The sequence below is a fragment of the Stenotrophomonas sp. 78350_Sma genome, from assembly GCF_056482105.1.
In genome coordinates this window covers 447,076-463,110 of record NZ_CM151182.1, presented here as the reverse complement: position 1 = coordinate 463,110, position 16,035 = coordinate 447,076, and the positions used below count along the sequence as shown (strand labels likewise).

Genomic DNA, 16,035 nt, shown 5'->3' with positions numbered 1-16,035 from the left:
GATGCCAATGCTGCTGTTTCTGCTGCTTGCGGTAAGCGCACCGAAGACCCAGGGTGCCTATGACGAAGTCCGGCAGCTGCCCGATGACCAGACCCTGATCATGCGCACCCTGGACTGGGATCTCGGTGATGGTCGCCACGAGCGCGTTACCGTGCATTGGCTGCTGCAGGAAGACGGCAGCCTGCGCTACGACTTTGATCGGCAGCCACCGGAAACCCAGGACGTCCATCGTCGGTCGTGCGCCCGCGTAGGCATGCAGCCGTCGCGTGGCGTCGGCATGCTCTCGGGGGAAGGAACCACGCACGGCTTCAGCTGCACCCGCCAGCGATAGCGTCGAGCCCACGCTCGGCTCCTCCCGTCTACATCCACGCATGGCGTGGATCTACTGCAGCAGCCACACGTGGCCCCTGCAACAGCTGCGGTACCATGCCCTCCCCCGAACCGCCCCGGTACCCGCCGTGCCCCATTACACCGGCCCCCTGCTGACCCGCGACAGCGCCGACACCCTGCGCCGTGCCCATGACAAGGGCGCTGCCGACTGGCAGGGCTCGCTCGACCTCGGCCGCAGCGAGGACAGCGTGGCGCTGGATGGCGACGGCTTCCACTTCCGTGGCCAGGCCTACCCGTGGCCGGGCAAGCTGAAGGACCGCACGCTGTACTACTGGGACGGCGAGGAGTTCGCGCCGATCTCGCGCTACAGCGGCTCCCTGATCAAGCTGGTGCCCACCGAATGGGGCGCTCCGACCTTCGAGATCGACGGCATCAAGATGCTGCCGACCTCCAGACTGTCACCGTTCGAGGATGCACGCCGCAAGGTGGAGCTGGTCGCCCCGGCCGGCAAGGTCATCCTCGATACCTGCGGCGGCCTGGGCTACTTCGCCGCCTGCGCACTGGAGGCCGGTGTCGGCCAGATCCGATCGTTCGAGAAGAATGCCGACGTGATGTGGCTGCGCACGCTCAACCCGTGGTCGCCGGATCCGGACTCGGCCGCGGCCGGTGGCCGCCTGCAGTTCAGCCACGGCGACGTCTCGCAACAGATCGAACAGGTGGCCAGCAACAGTGTCGACGCGATCCTGCACGACCCGCCGCGCTTCGGCATCGCCGGCGAACTGTACTCGCAGGTGTTCTACGACCACCTCGCCCGCGTCATCCGCAAGGGCGGGCGCCTGTTCCATTACACCGGCGCGCCGAACAAGCTGACCAGCGGCCGCGACGTGCCGCGCGAAGTGGCCAAGCGCCTGGAAAAGGCCGGCTTCAAGGCCGAGCTGGCGCTTGACGGCGTGCTGGCCGTCAAGCGCTGAGCTTCATTCCGAGTCCACTTTCGCCAGCTTCATCACCCACGCCGGCACCACCGGCTCACCGGCATAGAAGTCCTTCGGTTTCTTCTCCGCCATCGCCCAGCGGTGCAGCCAGCTCGGGCCGTAGCGACCGTTGTAGCCCTCGGCCCCACGTGCATAGGCTGGGTCACGCATCGCCTCGTCCAACGAAATGAAGCGATAACCCCGGCGCTTCGTCGCCGCAACCAGTTCGGCAAACGTCGCTGCATTGAGTTCGTTCGCGTGCATCAGCCAGACCTGCGGCAGCGCATGGCCCAGCAGTGCCTGCGACTGCTTCTCGTAGTAGTCCAGCTTGTTCAGCATGTAGGGCACATAGCCCTTTCGCAGCTGTGCCAGCGTCGCCTCACGCACCGGAGAATCGGGCTGCTCGTTCATGACGTTGGCGTAGGCGAACGCCCAGACCCACTCGCCGTTGTCGACGGTCACCGGCGCCACGCGGTAGCCGTGCTCCTTGAAGAACACGTCCATCTGCGCGCGCTCTTCCGGCGTGCGCCCAGCCCGCAGGTAGGGATGGCGCATCCACTGCGGTTTCAGACCGCGCTCGGCCAGCAGCGGCCGCAGCACCGTCTCACCGCGCAGGAAATCCTGCTGGAATGCAGGCACACCCTTGGCGTTCAGATCCATGTGCGAATACGTGTGGTTGCCCAGCTCATAGCCGGCGTCCAGCCAATCGCGCAGCATCTGCACCCGCGCCGGCTGCACCTGCCCGTCGATTTCAAGCTTGTTCTCGTTGACGAAGCCGACCACCGGCACGCCCGCCTGGCGCAGCTGGCCCATCAATGCCTCATGTCGTGCCTGCAGGTCCGGCGGCACGATCTCGTCCACCCGCGCCCATGGCAGGTCGTCGATGGTCACCGCAATCCGGCGGTCCACCTCGGCGGCGTGTACCGCCAACGAGCACAGCAGTAGCGGTACAGCGCGAAGCAACCAACGCATCAGCACTTCCTTGCAGGGGCGAAGTGCGGACTTTAGCGCGATTGCGGATGCGTGGCCGGTCACACACCCACTATGGGCTGGACGACTGCGCCCGGCGCTCGCGCACGATCGCCCGCCACAGCATGAATCCCGCGGCCATCGCCATCAGCATCAACGCGGCCAGCACCAGCGCCAAGTCATCGGGATTACGCAGCAGCGGCGCGTGCTCATGGGTGAGGATCTCGAACACCACCTGCTGTGCCTGTGCCAGCGGCAGCCGGCCCTGCTCACCCAGTTCCACCAGGCATGCCGCCGGGGACAGCTTGGCTACGCTGGTCCACGCCATGTCGTACAGGTGCAATGCCCTGAGGGCCAGCGCCAGGATCGCGGCGTGCAGCGCCATCAACCCCCAATTGGCGCGTCGCAGGCGCTCCGACAGGCGCCCCAGCCGGTAGACGCAGATCGACATCGCGCCCAGCAGCGCCAGTACCACGCCCGCCATCGGAATCCACTGCAGCGGCTGCCACGGCGCCAAGGCCGTGGAACGCGCCAGCAGCTGTTCGGCCACCTGCATGCGCGCGGCAGGATCGGGGCCACCACAGGCTTCATCCACCGGCTCCAGCAGCAGTCCCACGCGGTAGTGGAAGAAGCCGGCGGCCAGCGTCACCGCCAGCAGTGCCACCACCTGCAGTACCAGCAGGATCGGGCCAGGACCACAGATACGGCAGAAGCGGGTAGCAGCAGAGGCCATCGGTTCATCCATGACAACAAAGGACCATCCTAACCAAGCGCCCTGTGCTTGTCGGCTGGCGGATACGACAACCGCCGCGTGGTCCCGGTAGGATGTGGATAAGCATGGATGGCCGTATGTAGAGGTGTTGTGGATGGTCACGCTGTATCTGTGGGTGCGAACGCTGCTCCCGCTGCTGGCGTTCGTGATCGCGTGGATGCTGCTGTCGCGCCTGATCAAGGCCCGCGTGGCGCGCCTTCCACGGGTTCCTTTGAACCTGCCGGAACACAGCAGCAGCCCACGCAGGAAGGACCGGCGCATCTACGCGCGCAAGCTGCGGCGCAAACCCAGCCTGCGCACCGCAACTCGCCCGGCCACCGCGCCGCGCAGCTGGAACCTCGCGGCGGTGTTCGTTTCGCTCTGCGCGCTGGTTGCCGCCGTACTTGTCATGCCAGATGGCGCGCGTTTCCAGGTCATGGTCGAGAGCATCACCGGCTACCCGGCCACCATTGCTGAAGTACATGTTCCCGCAGCAAGGCAAACGCTTGTGCTGCAGGCCTGGCAGCCCACGCTGGTGCAGCTCTCACAGCCGGTAACGATGCGCTACCCGATCGGTCGCACCGGCGGCGAGCATGACGCGCACGCCACGCTACCGGTACAGGTTAGACATCAGGGTGATCGGCTGCAGGTGGCTACGGCCGTGCCTGTGGACGGCGACGTGATGCGTGCGGAGCTTACGCGCCTGGCTGGGCTGCCGACGGAGGCAATCACCGTCCGCCAGAGCGAGATCTCACCCTGGCGGGAACCCGGCTGGAAGCCGCTGGCCGAACGGTAAAGCCGAGCGCGCAAGCCGAGCATGGCTCGGCACTACACGCAGCACCGGAACCAGGCCAGGCTGCTGTTGCAGTAGATCCACGCCATGCGTGGATGGACGCAGTGCGGAGCCGAGCATGGCTCGGCTCTACAGATCAGGATCACCGCGGCAGCTTCGCCGCCCACATGTTGTCCACCAGGTTCGGGTAGCGTCGCCCGTTCTCTTCCGCACGCTGCCGTGCCGCCGCCTTCTGCGCAGGCGACAACGGCTGCGAAGTCTGGCCCTTGGGGTTGGGCTTCTTCCACGGGGGTGTCCTGGTCTGGCGCATGGCCGCAGCTTACCGCTTCAGGAAGTTCAGCAGCGCCAGATTGAAGTGGTCTGCATGGCTCGTGTTGCAGCCATGCGGCGCGCCTTCCAGAATCACCACCTCGCTGCCCGCAATCGCCTGATGCGTCCGCTGCCCGGAACCTTCGAACGGCACGATCGCGTCGCTGTCACCGTGCAGGATCAAGGTTGGCACCGTGATCTTCTTCAGGTCTTCGCGGAAGTCGGTAGTGGCAAACGCCTGCATGCAACCCAGCGCCGCCGTCTGGTCGGATTGATGGCACAGCGCGATCGCCGCCTGGCGCTCGTCCTCGGTCACCATCAGCTTGCCATCGGCGCTGAAGAAATCGCGGGTGAAGCCGTCGAAGAACGCTTCGCGGTCCTTCTCCAGGCCACTGCGCATTTCGTCGGCCTTTTCGGCGGTCAGCGGGCCGTCCGGGTTGTCGTCACTACGCATCAGGAACGGTGGCACCGCCGCAGCGAACACCACGCTGTGCAGACGGTCCTGGCCGTGGTTGGCCACGTAGCGCGCCACCTCACCGCCGCCCATCGAGAACCCGACCAGGGTGACATCGCGCAGATCACGTTCCTCGATCAGCCCGGCCAGATCCGCCGCCAGCGTGTCGTAGTCATAGCCGTCGGCCGGCTTGTCGGAACGACCGAAGCCGCGGCGGTCGTAGCTGATCACCCGGTGCTGGGCGTCGCGCAGGATCGACACCTGTTGTTTCCACGCATCGGCAGACAACGGCCAACCATGGATCAGGATCACCGGGCGGCCGTCGCCACCGGTATCTTCAACGTGCAGGCGGATGCGGGAGGCGGGCATGGGAGCTCCTGTGGAAGGGGAGGATTTCAGGCTAGAGACCGGGCCCTATCGCGGTCGTGATGGAATCGCCGGCGGCCATGACACCCTCTGCACAGCCCACGCCACCCGGCCGATCCACCAATGCGGGCATTCACTCCCTGGAAATCCCGTTTCGTCGCAGAGCGGCTGCGGCCCCCAGAGCGGCGTGCGAGCCTGCGCGAATCCCGCCCTGGAGCCTCGCCATGCTGCTGCTCACCCTGCCCCTGCTTGTTGTCGGTCTGGCCGCCACGCCGAATGCTGCCGAAACACTGCGTGAGCAGATCCGTCAGGCCGACGCGCAGCTGTTCGCCGCCGCGTTCGACGACTGTGACGCCGACAAGGCCGCGGCCATGACCACTGAAGACTTGGAGTTCTTCCATGACAAGGCGGGCAAGTCCGCCAGCAAGCGCGACGACTTCCGCCGCAGCGTGGCCGCCCTGTGCGAGAGCACGCGCGCCAACCACACCCACCTGCGCCGCGAACTGGTGGAGACCTCGCTGCAGGTGTTTCCGCTGCACGACGATCGCGCCCTGGAGATCGGCGACCACCGCTTCCACGAGCGCGATGCAAAGGGTGTCGAGCACTGGACCGGCCAGGCGCGCTTCATCCAGGTCTGGCGCCGCGTGGACGGGCGCTGGCTGACCGAGCGGGTGATCAGCTACGACCATCGGCCGGCGGACTGAGCGCCGCGAAGCGGTGGTTCACGGGCCGGTTCTATACTGCCCAGGTCCATCACCACCCACCGCTGCAGATCGACCCATGGCAGAGATCACCCCCAACCATCCCGAATACGGCCTCAACCAGCAGATCCGCCAGGGGGTGGCCGCTCTGGACGCGCAACATGGCCGCCCGTTCGACCAGACCAGCGAACGTCTGACTGCCAGCTTGACCGTGCTCGCGCGCGAACAGGGCCTGCAGCAGGTCGACCACGTGCTGGTCAGCCATGCCACGGCCAACCAGCCGGCGGGACACAACATCTTCGTGGTACAGGGCGACCCGGCCAATCCGGCGCATCTGCGGGCGATGATGCCGACCGCAGTGGCCGCACAGACGCCGGTCGAGGAATCGATGCAGACGCTGGGCATTGCCCCGCAGCAGCCCGCCATGGGGCAGCTGCCCGAACAACAGGCCCGTGAGCAGGAGCAGCAGCAGAACCCGGCACACCGCCTGGGCTGAGCCGGCTCCAGTGTTACTGGCGGCCCAGCGCGAGAACGTCGGCTCGCCGTACGCTTGCCGCCCTACGCCATGCGAGGCCCGGACTGCTCCTGCACCTGGCGCTGCTGCAGCTCATCCTGCGAGCGCGCCTGCCCAGACTGCGACAGCTGCTCAGCGCGCTCGAAGGAGATTTCTGCGGGTGTCTGCGCGGCTACCGCCGTTAGCATGCTGGCCCGCAACTGTGCCGGGTCGTTGCGCTCCCCCTGGACGATGAAGATGCTCTGCGCCACATCCGCCTGCGCTGTGCGATCGCTCAACAGCACATGGTTGACCTGGGTCAGACCGTTGGCCTTGGCCAGCGCGTACAGGCTGGCACTGATGTTCTCGCTGGTGGCGTCGAAGGCACGGCCACGCTCTGCATCGAGCTGAGCCACGCCCTGATGGATCTGCGAGAGCAGCGGGTCATTGCTGTGCCGGGCCAGATGATCACCGCTACGCTCGCCGGTGCCCTCGGCGTCGCTCAGGATGCGCTGCTGGAAGCTGCGCGCGGGCATGGGGTTGGTTTTCTTCTGATTGAGTTCGCTGTCTGGAAACGGCGGATCAATGCTGTCCACGCCGTGGATGTTGCGCAGCGGCCGGAAGCCATCCTTGCCTGCGCCCTTGCTCTCCAAGGGAATGCGGACATCGGGAAGCAATTGGCCAATACCGCCGCCCAGCGCGTTCACGTCGATGCTTCTTTTCCGCTCGATGCCCGCGTGGTTCAGCGCTTCCCAAGTGAAGTCCACGCAGTTGTGGCGCACATCCTTGTATTGAAGATCGAAACCGTACTTGTCCGGGTGCGAGCCGAAGGCTTCGAGTTTTCTGTACTGTTGCTCGCTGATCTCGAGGGTGCGGCTGTAATGGGGGTTCTTGTACTCGCCCGCATCGGTCTTCATGACCTCGCCCGGCCCGTTCGTGCTTCCATGCTCGGAAGGCGCGAAGCCGAAACTCCGCGTCGTCTTGTCCGGCCCATGCAGCACGTAGAACATGTGCCCGGGCCCGGATGTCTGCGGAACCCCGTCCACAATTTTCTGTACCCCTCTCTCGTCCACCAACGGCGTTCCAGGTGCGGCAATGACGATTTCTACGGTGTAGCGCGGCTTATCCATAAGAGAAATCCTTCAGTTCCTTCCAGCAGTGGGATGGCGACTATTTTCCAGAGAGCGGGTCGGCATGAACCCGCAGCTGCGCCGGGTAATGCTGGAGCGCAGCGGTGGGCTTCACCGTGCGCACATCCAGGCGGTAGCGGGCATCGGTTTCCATCGGCAGGGCGACGATGCTCAACCTGTATCGGCTGGTGTCCATCGATACCTCATGCGCGTAGCGCCAATTCGCCGATGCATGCCATTCGGGGAGCGGCTCCCCCAGATTGCGCGCCCTTGCCTGATAGACATCAGAAGTTGCAACGTCCTGCCAGGCATCTGCGACCCAGCGCTGCAGGGACAGCTGGAAGGGAACATGGACATTGTCCATGTCAGGCTCACTGCCAGGCCCGGGCCCATGTCGCTGAACCTCGAGATCCAGCACATAGGGTCGACCCGAATAGAAGTTGCGGGCATTCGTCTCGAACTCGAACCGCACCGCTTGCCCGGACTCGGCAAGGTTGATCGGCTTGACCAGATCCAGCGGCTCCGGCGCATCCGGTACGCGGCTGCTGCAGGCGCCGAGTGCGCTCGCCAGCGTGAAGATCAGGCCGGCACGTAGCCAGCCGTGGATACCCAGCATGATTCAGATCCTTTGGCTCCCTGCCATGGGGTTCAACCCTAGCGGGTTGGCGTTGGGCACTGCAACCGGGCAATGAAAAAGGCAGGGCCTGCACCCTGCCTTCTTCACGCGGTAAACCTCCGGGAGTGGCCCGGCGTCATCGCATCAGAGCTGAATCCGCGCCACGCTCTCGTCAGCGCCCTTGTCATCCTTCTCGCCGTTCTTGATGCTCACGAACAGCACGTTGTTCTTCGCATCCAGCGCCAGGCTGTTCGGGTGGGTCGGCACCGTGTAGGTGGCCACCTTCTGGTAGCTGTCACTGTTGTACGCGGTCACCGTACCGGCTTCGCGGTTGGTCACGTACAGGCGCTTGCGCGGCGCATCCAGCAGGATGCCCAGCGGGCCGGCATCGGTCGGGATGCTGGCCAGTTCCTTGCCGGTGCTGCGGTCGAGCACCAGCACGCGCTGGCCCGGGTGCTTGCTGACCAGGCCGCTGCTCTTGGCCTGGTAGCCACGCAGGAACTCCGAGCCCTGGTCGGTCACGAACAGGCGCTTGCCGGCCGGGTCCAGCGCGATGTTCATCGGCTGCTCGGCGGCGATCTTGTGCTGCGCCACCACCTTGTTCGAATCGGTACCCACCACCACCAGGTCGGCCAGCAGGTTGCTGGTGTAGACGCGCTTGTTGGCCGCATCCAGCGCCAGGCCCGGTGCCTTCGCATTGCCCAGGCCGTCAATGGTGTTGATCACCTTCAGCGTGTTCGTATCGATCACGAACAGCACGCTGCTCACGTCCGGCTGGCTGCTGTGGCCGGTCACATACAGGCGGTTGGCGGCGCTGTCGACCACCAGCTCGCGCAGGTCATGGGTGTAGGCGGCCTTGCCGTCCTTGCCGGTCTTCTTTTCCATCAACTGGATGGTGCCGAGGGCCTTGTTCTGCGCGGTGTCGACCACCGTCACCGACAGGTCGACGGTGTTGCCCACGTACAGGCGATTGTGGGCGTCATCCAGCACCACGCCGAAGGCTTTGCGCTCCAGCGGGATGCGGGTTTCCACGGCCAGCGTGGCCGGGTTCAGGCGCAGCACCTGGGCCGGTCCGGCGTCATCGCCGAAACCGCCGGAGGAGGCCACGAACACGGCGTTCTGCTTCGGGCTGTAGGCCAGCTCGTACAGGCCCTTGGCCACGGCCTGGCGCTGTACGGCGGCGACGGCGCTGGCGGCGGGTGCGTTGTCGGCGAATGCGGAGGGCACGCCGAGGCTGAGCGAAACGGCAACGGCCAGGGCGGCCGAGCGGAAGAGAGGATTACGGAACATGCGAGCGTCCTTGAATGGGCACGGGAGAGTGTCCTGGCTCGCTGGGCCGTTCTACGACGGCCCGACCTGCATCTGTCTGCGCGGGGTGGGCTGGCTGGGTAGCGGGGGAATGGTAGCAGGTGGGGGACGTGGCGTGCGTCTGCGCGCGTATGGCAGGCGCGCGGATTACTGCTCTTTCAAGCGCAGCGAATCGGCCACATCGGTCGTGGCCGCCACCTCGGTGGCGATGCTGGCGCGGCGGTGCCCCGGGTCATTGCGATCGCCCTGCACGATGAAGATGCTCTCGGCGGCATGGCTGCTTTGGGTCGGCTGGCTGAGCAGCACGTGATCCACCCGCGAGAGATTGTTCTGCTTGGCCAGCACCAACAGGCTGGCGCTGATGCGCTGGCTGGCAGCATCGAACGGGCGGCCATGCGCGGCGTCCAGTTCGGCCACTTTCTGGATCAGCTGCGAGAACAGGCGATGGTCCGGGTGCGAGGGGTCCAACAGCGTGCCGGCCACTTCAATCGGCGTCGGCGGCGGCTCATCGCTGGCGCGGTCGCCCTGGCGATGATGTTCGGCCTCGCGCTCGGGCATCGCATGGTGGGTTTCTGCATTCAGATCGCTACCAGGGAACGGCGCGGCAATACACTGGATTTCCGGCAGGTTGAACAACACCGCGAACTCACCCAGGTTGCTGCCGCCATCCAGCGGCGCCGGCAGCGGATGCAGGCCGGCATAGTGCAGCGCGGCCCATACGAAATCACTGCAGCGGTTGATGGTGGCCGGGCGATCCACATCGAACTCGAACTCGGCCGGTTCCTCGGCGAAATCACGCAGGCAGCCGTAGTGCTCCTCGGTAATTTCCAGGGTGCGGCTGTAATACGGGTCCAGATGCTCATCGGCATCGTCGTGGCGCACCTGCGCGTACTCCACGCCGGTGCGGGTTTCGCCCGGCACCTGGCGCGGTGGCGCGAAGCCGTAGCTGTGGGCCTCGTCGCCCGCGGCCACCTGCAGGTACATGTGGCCGCGCGGCGAGATGCCCCCACTTTTCAGCGGGGTGCCGGGTGCGGCCAGGTACAGCGTTGCGGTGTAGCGTGTTGCCTGCTCCATGCCTGTTCAGCCTTGATGGGTGCTGCGGTCCTGGCCGGATGATGGCATAGGTGGGATGGGAGGCAGGTGGAGAGGCCCAAGCTGCGGGATCGGCTTTCTGAATGTGTGAACCAGCGTGCATTCCGGCAGCGTAAGGCCGAGGATGTGAAGTGCGGCGGAAGGGAGTCGTATATTCTTCAGAAACAGAGCAATGGAATTGCCGATGAACACATCTTTGCAAGTCCGCGTGCCGCAATCTGAGCATGATGAGCCCCCCAACGGGATAGCGGGCAGAATGCGCTCTGTCGTGTGTGGTCAGGAGGATCTTTGTGGGTACAAACCTTGGCCACAGACGCGACACCTACTCCACCTCCTTGCAACGGTTTCGGCCGGAGTTCGTGTATGGGCGCATGTCGTGATTCCTGGCACTGCGCAGCTACAGCGCCTGTAGGCGGAAACTAGCAGCGCGCAGGCGCGCCAAATTCATCACCAGCACCAATCAGTACCAATCCCAGGAAAAGACGATGCCCATTGAATTCAGGCCCGACTCCAACTCTGCATTCGATGCACCCAGCGCGGTGAGAATTTCTTACCCGCGGGTTCTACCTGCCACGCTGTCCGATGGACGCGAAGTCACTGAGTATCAATACACTTTCCGTCGTGACGGTGAGCGGGTAGCGTCGCTTGGCATCTTTGGAACAGAAACGCTTGCGATTGACGAGAACGGCCGTGAGCGAATTTACACGTTGGACCTTAGTACCAGTGAAGTACTGAAATCGATCATCGATTTCAAAGAGGAAATAGGAAATCCCGATGAAGCTTCTGCATTCATCCGCGCCGTCGCGCAGGGACTGGTTAATGTATTTTCCAATCAACCCAGCATTTTTGAGAGCATTCGCTACATCGCAGTCGCTCGGATTAATTCATTGCTTCAACTTGGCATCGCAATGCCAGCGGACAGAATTCAGCTACAGAACGAAGAAGTAGTTCTAGGCAGCTTGTTTGTTCCGCAGAAGCAGGCTGAGGCAGGGTGATATGCCCCAGTTCTCATTTGAAAATTTCGCACTGACGACCCTGACGCCTGCCACAGATGCGGCCAGTGGGGCACTGCTTACCGACCAGCAGAAGGCAGAGGTGGTCAGCTACCTGAAATCCCCAGGCTCCGGGCCCGACGGAGTAACGAGCTACGAAGAGTTCGTCAACTCAAAGCTGCGCACCTTCCCCGCTGAACTTCCGCCCGGCGTTGACTATGTAGCGTTCTCGGGTACTGACAGCTTCGACAAGGGAAACTATTTCAATGCAACGGACTACGGTAAGAATTTACAGGGAAGGACAGGTATCATCGGGGATACCCCGTGGGGAAAGTACATTGAAGAGATTGTAGACAAACCTGAAGCCCATCCGGACTTTCATTCGGTTGCCGACAAGTTCCAGGCATTCATGGATGCCCGGGGCTTCAAGCCGATGGGCAACGGCGTTGGCGCGCTCCAGGACATGATGTGGAACGCTGGCAGCCCCAAGTTTTTCGAGAACGCCATCGCCACAGGCAAGCCCTTGGTGGCATTTGTGGAGAATGCCAAACTCGAGCGTGGCTTCCACAAATTTGAGCTAGCCACCGCCCTCGACCACCCCACCGTCCGCATCAACGGCTACCCCATAAGCGCCTTCGGGCCCGAGCCGCTGGCCTTCGCAAGCCAGTCCGCCGCCGAGTACCAGGCGCTTGAGCGCAGCCTCGCGCAGCATGCCACCACCAACAGCGCGCACCCCGTCGACGTCGCGCAGGTGCGCCTGCATCTCAAGCCCATCGATGGCTATGACGCTGTCAGCAAGACGCTCTTCGAACGACCCCTGCACGACTACAGCGCGTTGAACCTGAGCGAGATGTCGACCACCCGCGCGAACTGGGTCGCCGCGCATGCCAGCCTGGGCACAGGACCGCGCCTGTTCGCTGACCTGCCCGAACCACCATCGCACGCGCCCCTGCAGCCGGGCGCTCCCCGCGGCCCTCCGCATGCGGCAACCATTGCCGAGACAGTGGCCGACGTTGCACCGCATGGCGTACATGCCGGAATCAATCCCGCCATCAAGGTTGCCGGCGTCGCGGGCGTCGCACTGCTTGCGCACGACTTCGCCACCTCCGGACACAAGTGGATTGAGCTGAACTCGCAGGGCAATGCCGCAGGCGCAGATTCCACCGCTGCACACTTCGCTGGCCGCAACGTCGGCGGTGCAGTGGGCGGCTTTCTTGGCGGCGCCGGTGTCGGCCTTGCTTCGGGCTCGTGGACGGGCCCCGGCGCCATTGCAACGGGTATCGGTGGCGGCGTCCTGGGAGCCTATCTCGGCGAACGCTGGGCCGAGCAGAAAGACATCGAACGCGTCTACTCCCAGGTTGACCTGATGGGGCGCACCTGGACACGCGACCCGGCCGACCCCAATGGGCGATGGCTGCGAGCCGGTGAACAGCAGCAGGTCCAGAGCAGCGACCTGGGCACCGGCGTCGAAGTCCGTCCGGTGCAGACGACACAGGGTGACGACGTCACCTTCCGCACCAGCTACGTTGCCACCGGCACCTTGGAGCGCCAGTTGAACTGGCAGGCGGCTCGGGCCTCGTATGAGTTGGGCCTGTCGAACCCGCCGCCACCACAGAATCCCTACCGGCTGAACGCCAATGGCTTGGCCGAGCCCGCGCGAGGTGCCTTCGAAACCGATCGCGCCTTTGTACGCGATGCCAGCTCAGGGCAATGGGAACTGGAAATCAAGGAAATGGTGGATGGGCGAGTGCCCAACAGCCGCCACTTGCCGGTCTCTGCGGAGCAGGCACTGGCACTGGATGAACAGTCACGCACGGTCATCGCCCAGAATGCCTCAAACACCAAAGCCGCGATGGCTGCGCGCTACATGGTTGCCCACGCGCAGGGGCGATGGAGCGACTTCGGCGACGCCAACAATCCATCCATTCCCCGCGCCATCCAGGATGCGGAAGCTAGCGCCAACACGCTGAACGCGAGCGACGGCAGCGCCTATACACGGCAGGCGGACGGCCAATGGGTCAGCAAGGGCATGATCTTTGACAGCATCGCCAACCGGAACCTCAGCGACGAGCTGGAGATCACCTGGCAAAGCCAGAATGAAGGTGTCGCCGGACTGCATGACATCGCCAAGCAGCTCAAAGACACCGCGCAGCTTGCACCCGAGGGTATTCGCGGCCAGGTGGATGCGCTGTATGTGCGGCACGGCATCGAGCGCACCGAGCAGCAGCTTGCGGCTACGGCCGTCGCTGTGGAGCAGACGCTGAATCTGCAGGGCAGAACGGGCGACGTGGTTCTGGAACTGATGCCAGACCCCCGTACCCACGCGCCCAGCGCAGAAAGTGCCATCGCCACGTTCGGTGATGCGGGCGGCAACCGGATGATGCTCACCGGCACCACCACCATTGAGGACATTACGCGGGCTCAGTCGCAGCTTCGGCCTGAGGCCTCACTGGCTGCCCAAGGCGCTACACCTGCAGATCAGGCAACGACGCCCGACGTGCCCGAGCTACGCATTGCTGCGTTGACTGCAAAGGAGCAGGACGCACATCGGCAAGCGCTGCAGGAGGCCAATCGTCAAGGCAGTGCGGCGGTGGATGCGCAGCAGGCAGCGTCTGCAGCCGTACTGGAGACACGAGGGGTGACGATTGACCCTGTTGAGGCGCTGAAGGTCGACACTGACCCGCAACGGGGTGCGGCAACCAGTGCTGCCGTTGAACCCGCTCGCGAGCCCACTCCGGCGCCCGCTCCTGTCGTCGCGGCGCCCTCGGTGTCGATTGTTGAGCCAGAGCGCACGCGTCCCTCGCGTGAGAGTGAGCAGCCAGTGGAGAGTCGCCCTGGACGACAAGCCGACTCGGCGCAGCGTGCAGAGGATGCCGCCCGGCAGGACGTTCGGAAGGAGGAGCCGGCACCGACTGCACCAGCAGTGGGCCCTCAAAGTGCCTCGCAGCATGAACCGACTGTAGAGGTGGCCCGTGAGGAGCGGAATGCCTCGGTCGTAAGCACTGCGGCCAGTGCAGGTTCAACCCAGCCAGTTCACATGAAGGAGCACAAGGCTGAGGATCCCGCGCACCAGGGCAGTGCTGAGCCGCAGAAGCTTACGGATGCACTGCCGACGCAGCCAGCCATCGCTACAGCTCGAGACAAAGCAGAGGAGCAACCTTCTCAGAACGAGCAGGCCTCAAGGACCGTGCAGGAAGTCCCGTTGGATCCCCCAGTTCCGCCACCACCGGCCCGGGACAATCCAGAGCTGGAACCTGCTCGCCCCAGAACGGCTGACGTTGGTGGGGAGGCTACCCATCAGGCAGCGCTTCCCTCTTCCCCTTCAGATGAGGAGCGCGACCTCCCTGAGCGTGTAGAGCCGCAGCCAGCCGCTCTGGCTCAAAGCAATCCAATGCAGCCCGATCACCCCGATCACGCGCTCTATCAGCAGATCCGCGAGAGCGTGGCGGAGCTGGACGCCAAACACGGCCGAAGCTTCGATGCGACCAGCGAGAGAATGACCACCAGCCTGCTGGTTCTGGCCAAGGACAATGATCTGTCCCACGTTGATCATGTAGTCGTAAGCAACGCCACTGCAACGCATCCTGCCGGCCATACCCTCTTCGTGGTTCAGGGCGAGGCGAACGATCCTGCCCATCTGCGCGCTTCCATGCCAACGGCAGAGGCAGCGCAGACGCCTGTGGAGGATTCACTGCTGCAGTTCGATTCGGTCAGCAGGGAGGCACAGCAGCGCGCACTGGCCAATCAGCAGGAGCAGCAACTGCAGGACGAGCGAGCACAGCAGGACATCCAGGTGCGGGCAGCAAACGCGTGGTAGTCGCGAGGATCCGCCGGCACGGCGATCAGCTGTTGGACCACCGCTGGCCCTTCGCGATCACATGGCAACTGCAGAGGCCGCCCAGCGGCCAGTGCAGGAGAGCCTGAACCAAGTGGATGCAATCGGCCACCGCCAGGCGCGCGAGCAGGCAGACATGCAGCCACGCAGGAGCAACAGCAGCGGGTTTCAGCGCCGTCGATGTAGGCTACTGGCCTCAGCTAGCTCGACTGTTCCACCGGTGCCCTCCCCTCGATGGCCCGGCGCTTTTCTTCATCGAAGAGAAGACACTCGGCAAAGGTTTCATCGAGCCGCAGCACTTCCTTCTGCAGATCCGGGACATCGGTAAGGATGGCGAGGCGCTGCCCCGCCATCATCGATAGGTTGTTGCTCATCCGGATGACGTTGACCGCCAATGGCGCGGGGAAGCCATCGCGACTCCGGCTCATTGCGTGCACCCCTGCGTGTACGAATGAGTTCAACGGAGACCATGCATGCACCTTCAGCTCAACAAGGTGCGGGAGCAGATTGCCAAGCTCCGATACTTCCGCAAATGCCTCCAGCATCTTCGACAGCATCGGCAGCCCCTTTTCGCTCATTCCAGCTTCCGGTGGCAGGGACAGCAGTTCAACCTGCTCGTCGGCTGCGCAGTGCAGGATCCAGACGGACCGCGTGAAGGCCTCGTACTGGCAGCGCATCAATGCCATTGCTGAGGACGCCATGCGGGCCTGCAGCAGCGTGCGAAGGGCCTCTGCGTGTTCAAGGCTCAGCAATGCTGCGTCCAGTGACGCCAACAATCTGGGCGAGTCATCCGCCAGCGGATGATCCACCGTAGAGAGGATCGCCTGGCGAAGCAGCGCGGATCGATTGAGCAGGTCTTCCATGACGATGACTCCTGGTATCGGCGGGTGGAGCATATCCAGCGGAGGGAGCTGTCCGCCAGAGT

At 64.3% G+C, this 16,035-nt stretch carries 16 protein-coding genes; 7 read left to right on the top strand and 9 right to left on the bottom strand.

The window, feature by feature from the left end; translation table 11 throughout:
- The first annotated feature begins 7 nt into the window (after positions 1 to 7).
- Both ACZK4H_RS02020 and ACZK4H_RS02015 read left to right on the top strand, forming a co-directional pair.
- Complete coding sequence (locus ACZK4H_RS02020; RefSeq protein ID WP_099552531.1) at positions 8 to 331, top strand: hypothetical protein; 324 nt, start codon at positions 8 to 10, stop codon at positions 329 to 331.
- A 127-nt stretch (positions 332 to 458) separates the two neighbouring features.
- Positions 459 to 1,301, top strand: a complete 843-nt coding sequence (locus ACZK4H_RS02015; RefSeq protein WP_164145860.1) for a class I SAM-dependent methyltransferase — start codon at positions 459 to 461, stop codon at positions 1,299 to 1,301.
- 3 nt (positions 1,302 to 1,304) lie between these two features.
- Here ACZK4H_RS02015 and ACZK4H_RS02010 read toward each other — a convergent pair whose 3' ends face one another.
- Positions 1,305 to 2,273: a polysaccharide deacetylase family protein gene (locus ACZK4H_RS02010; RefSeq protein WP_099551294.1), complete on the bottom strand. Its 969-nt coding sequence runs from the start codon at positions 2,271 to 2,273 to the stop codon at positions 1,305 to 1,307.
- 70 nt (positions 2,274 to 2,343) lie between these two features.
- Positions 2,344 to 3,003 (bottom strand): hypothetical protein, encoded by a 660-nt coding sequence (locus ACZK4H_RS02005; RefSeq protein ID WP_197577856.1) that lies wholly within the window; start codon positions 3,001 to 3,003, stop codon positions 2,344 to 2,346.
- A gap of 133 nt (positions 3,004 to 3,136) precedes the next feature.
- On the opposite strand from ACZK4H_RS02005, the gene ACZK4H_RS02000 reads away from it, so the two are divergent.
- Positions 3,137 to 3,817 (top strand): hypothetical protein, encoded by a 681-nt coding sequence (locus ACZK4H_RS02000; protein WP_099551296.1) that lies wholly within the window; start codon positions 3,137 to 3,139, stop codon positions 3,815 to 3,817.
- A 139-nt stretch (positions 3,818 to 3,956) separates the two neighbouring features.
- On the opposite strand, the gene ACZK4H_RS01995 is transcribed toward ACZK4H_RS02000, so the two are convergent.
- Positions 3,957 to 4,124: a hypothetical protein gene (locus ACZK4H_RS01995; protein WP_099551297.1), complete on the bottom strand. Its 168-nt coding sequence runs from the start codon at positions 4,122 to 4,124 to the stop codon at positions 3,957 to 3,959.
- A gap of 9 nt (positions 4,125 to 4,133) precedes the next feature.
- The gene (locus tag ACZK4H_RS01990; RefSeq protein ID WP_099551298.1) at positions 4,134 to 4,946 is read right to left on the bottom strand and encodes an alpha/beta fold hydrolase; all 813 of its coding nucleotides are present in this window, start codon (positions 4,944 to 4,946) and stop codon (positions 4,134 to 4,136) included.
- 221 nt (positions 4,947 to 5,167) lie between these two features.
- Here ACZK4H_RS01990 and ACZK4H_RS01985 point away from each other — a divergent pair, with 221 nt between their 5' ends.
- Positions 5,168 to 5,647, top strand: coding sequence for a DUF4440 domain-containing protein (locus tag ACZK4H_RS01985; protein WP_099551299.1), 480 nt, complete (start codon positions 5,168 to 5,170; stop codon positions 5,645 to 5,647).
- Positions 5,648 to 5,723: 76 nt separating this feature from the next.
- Positions 5,724 to 6,140, top strand: a complete 417-nt coding sequence (locus ACZK4H_RS01980; protein ID WP_099551300.1) for an XVIPCD domain-containing protein — start codon at positions 5,724 to 5,726, stop codon at positions 6,138 to 6,140.
- A gap of 62 nt (positions 6,141 to 6,202) precedes the next feature.
- Here ACZK4H_RS01980 and ACZK4H_RS01975 read toward each other — a convergent pair whose 3' ends face one another.
- From ACZK4H_RS01975 to ACZK4H_RS01960, 4 genes are all read right to left on the bottom strand, one after another.
- Positions 6,203 to 7,267: an XVIPCD domain-containing protein gene (locus ACZK4H_RS01975; protein ID WP_099551301.1), complete on the bottom strand. Its 1,065-nt coding sequence runs from the start codon at positions 7,265 to 7,267 to the stop codon at positions 6,203 to 6,205.
- Between the two features lie 40 nt (positions 7,268 to 7,307).
- The gene (locus ACZK4H_RS01970; protein WP_099551302.1) at positions 7,308 to 7,883 is read right to left on the bottom strand and encodes a hypothetical protein; all 576 of its coding nucleotides are present in this window, start codon (positions 7,881 to 7,883) and stop codon (positions 7,308 to 7,310) included.
- A gap of 144 nt (positions 7,884 to 8,027) precedes the next feature.
- The gene (locus tag ACZK4H_RS01965) at positions 8,028 to 9,173 is read right to left on the bottom strand and encodes a YncE family protein (RefSeq protein WP_099551303.1); all 1,146 of its coding nucleotides are present in this window, start codon (positions 9,171 to 9,173) and stop codon (positions 8,028 to 8,030) included.
- Between the two features lie 165 nt (positions 9,174 to 9,338).
- Positions 9,339 to 10,265, bottom strand: a complete 927-nt coding sequence (locus ACZK4H_RS01960) for an XVIPCD domain-containing protein (RefSeq protein ID WP_099551304.1) — start codon at positions 10,263 to 10,265, stop codon at positions 9,339 to 9,341.
- 503 nt (positions 10,266 to 10,768) lie between these two features.
- Here ACZK4H_RS01960 and ACZK4H_RS01955 point away from each other — a divergent pair.
- Positions 10,769 to 11,278, top strand: coding sequence for a hypothetical protein (locus ACZK4H_RS01955; protein WP_099551305.1), 510 nt, complete (start codon positions 10,769 to 10,771; stop codon positions 11,276 to 11,278).
- A 1-nt stretch (position 11,279) separates the two neighbouring features.
- Positions 11,280 to 15,092, top strand: coding sequence for an XVIPCD domain-containing protein (locus ACZK4H_RS01950; protein ID WP_099551306.1), 3,813 nt, complete (start codon positions 11,280 to 11,282; stop codon positions 15,090 to 15,092).
- Between the two features lie 218 nt (positions 15,093 to 15,310).
- On the opposite strand, the gene ACZK4H_RS01945 is transcribed toward ACZK4H_RS01950, so the two are convergent.
- A complete protein-coding gene (locus ACZK4H_RS01945) occupies positions 15,311 to 15,973 on the bottom strand; it encodes a DUF6988 family protein (RefSeq protein ID WP_099551338.1) in 663 nt (220 codons plus the stop codon).
- Between the last annotated feature and the right edge of the window lie 62 nt (positions 15,974 to 16,035).

Bases quoted from the DNA above. Each gene is read 5' to 3' on its own strand.
- ACZK4H_RS01950 (WP_099551306.1), top strand. From the start codon at position 11,280: ATGCCCCAGTTCTCATTTGAAAATTTCGCACTGACGACCCTGACGCCT.
- ACZK4H_RS01990 (WP_099551298.1), bottom strand. From the start codon at position 4,946: ATGCCCGCCTCCCGCATCCGCCTGCACGTTGAAGATACCGGTGGCGAC.
- ACZK4H_RS02005 (WP_197577856.1), bottom strand. From the start codon at position 3,003: ATGGCCTCTGCTGCTACCCGCTTCTGCCGTATCTGTGGTCCTGGCCCG.
- ACZK4H_RS02010 (WP_099551294.1), bottom strand. From the start codon at position 2,273: ATGCGTTGGTTGCTTCGCGCTGTACCGCTACTGCTGTGCTCGTTGGCG.
- ACZK4H_RS01970 (WP_099551302.1), bottom strand. From the start codon at position 7,883: ATGCTGGGTATCCACGGCTGGCTACGTGCCGGCCTGATCTTCACGCTG.
- ACZK4H_RS01955 (WP_099551305.1), top strand. From the start codon at position 10,769: ATGCCCATTGAATTCAGGCCCGACTCCAACTCTGCATTCGATGCACCC.
- ACZK4H_RS01945 (WP_099551338.1), bottom strand. From the start codon at position 15,973: ATGGAAGACCTGCTCAATCGATCCGCGCTGCTTCGCCAGGCGATCCTC.
- ACZK4H_RS01960 (WP_099551304.1), bottom strand. From the start codon at position 10,265: ATGGAGCAGGCAACACGCTACACCGCAACGCTGTACCTGGCCGCACCC.
- ACZK4H_RS01965 (WP_099551303.1), bottom strand. From the start codon at position 9,173: ATGTTCCGTAATCCTCTCTTCCGCTCGGCCGCCCTGGCCGTTGCCGTT.
- ACZK4H_RS01985 (WP_099551299.1), top strand. From the start codon at position 5,168: ATGCTGCTGCTCACCCTGCCCCTGCTTGTTGTCGGTCTGGCCGCCACG.
- ACZK4H_RS02020 (WP_099552531.1), top strand. From the start codon at position 8: ATGCTGCTGTTTCTGCTGCTTGCGGTAAGCGCACCGAAGACCCAGGGT.
- ACZK4H_RS02000 (WP_099551296.1), top strand. From the start codon at position 3,137: ATGGTCACGCTGTATCTGTGGGTGCGAACGCTGCTCCCGCTGCTGGCG.
- ACZK4H_RS01980 (WP_099551300.1), top strand. From the start codon at position 5,724: ATGGCAGAGATCACCCCCAACCATCCCGAATACGGCCTCAACCAGCAG.
- ACZK4H_RS01975 (WP_099551301.1), bottom strand. From the start codon at position 7,267: ATGGATAAGCCGCGCTACACCGTAGAAATCGTCATTGCCGCACCTGGA.
- ACZK4H_RS01995 (WP_099551297.1), bottom strand. From the start codon at position 4,124: ATGCGCCAGACCAGGACACCCCCGTGGAAGAAGCCCAACCCCAAGGGC.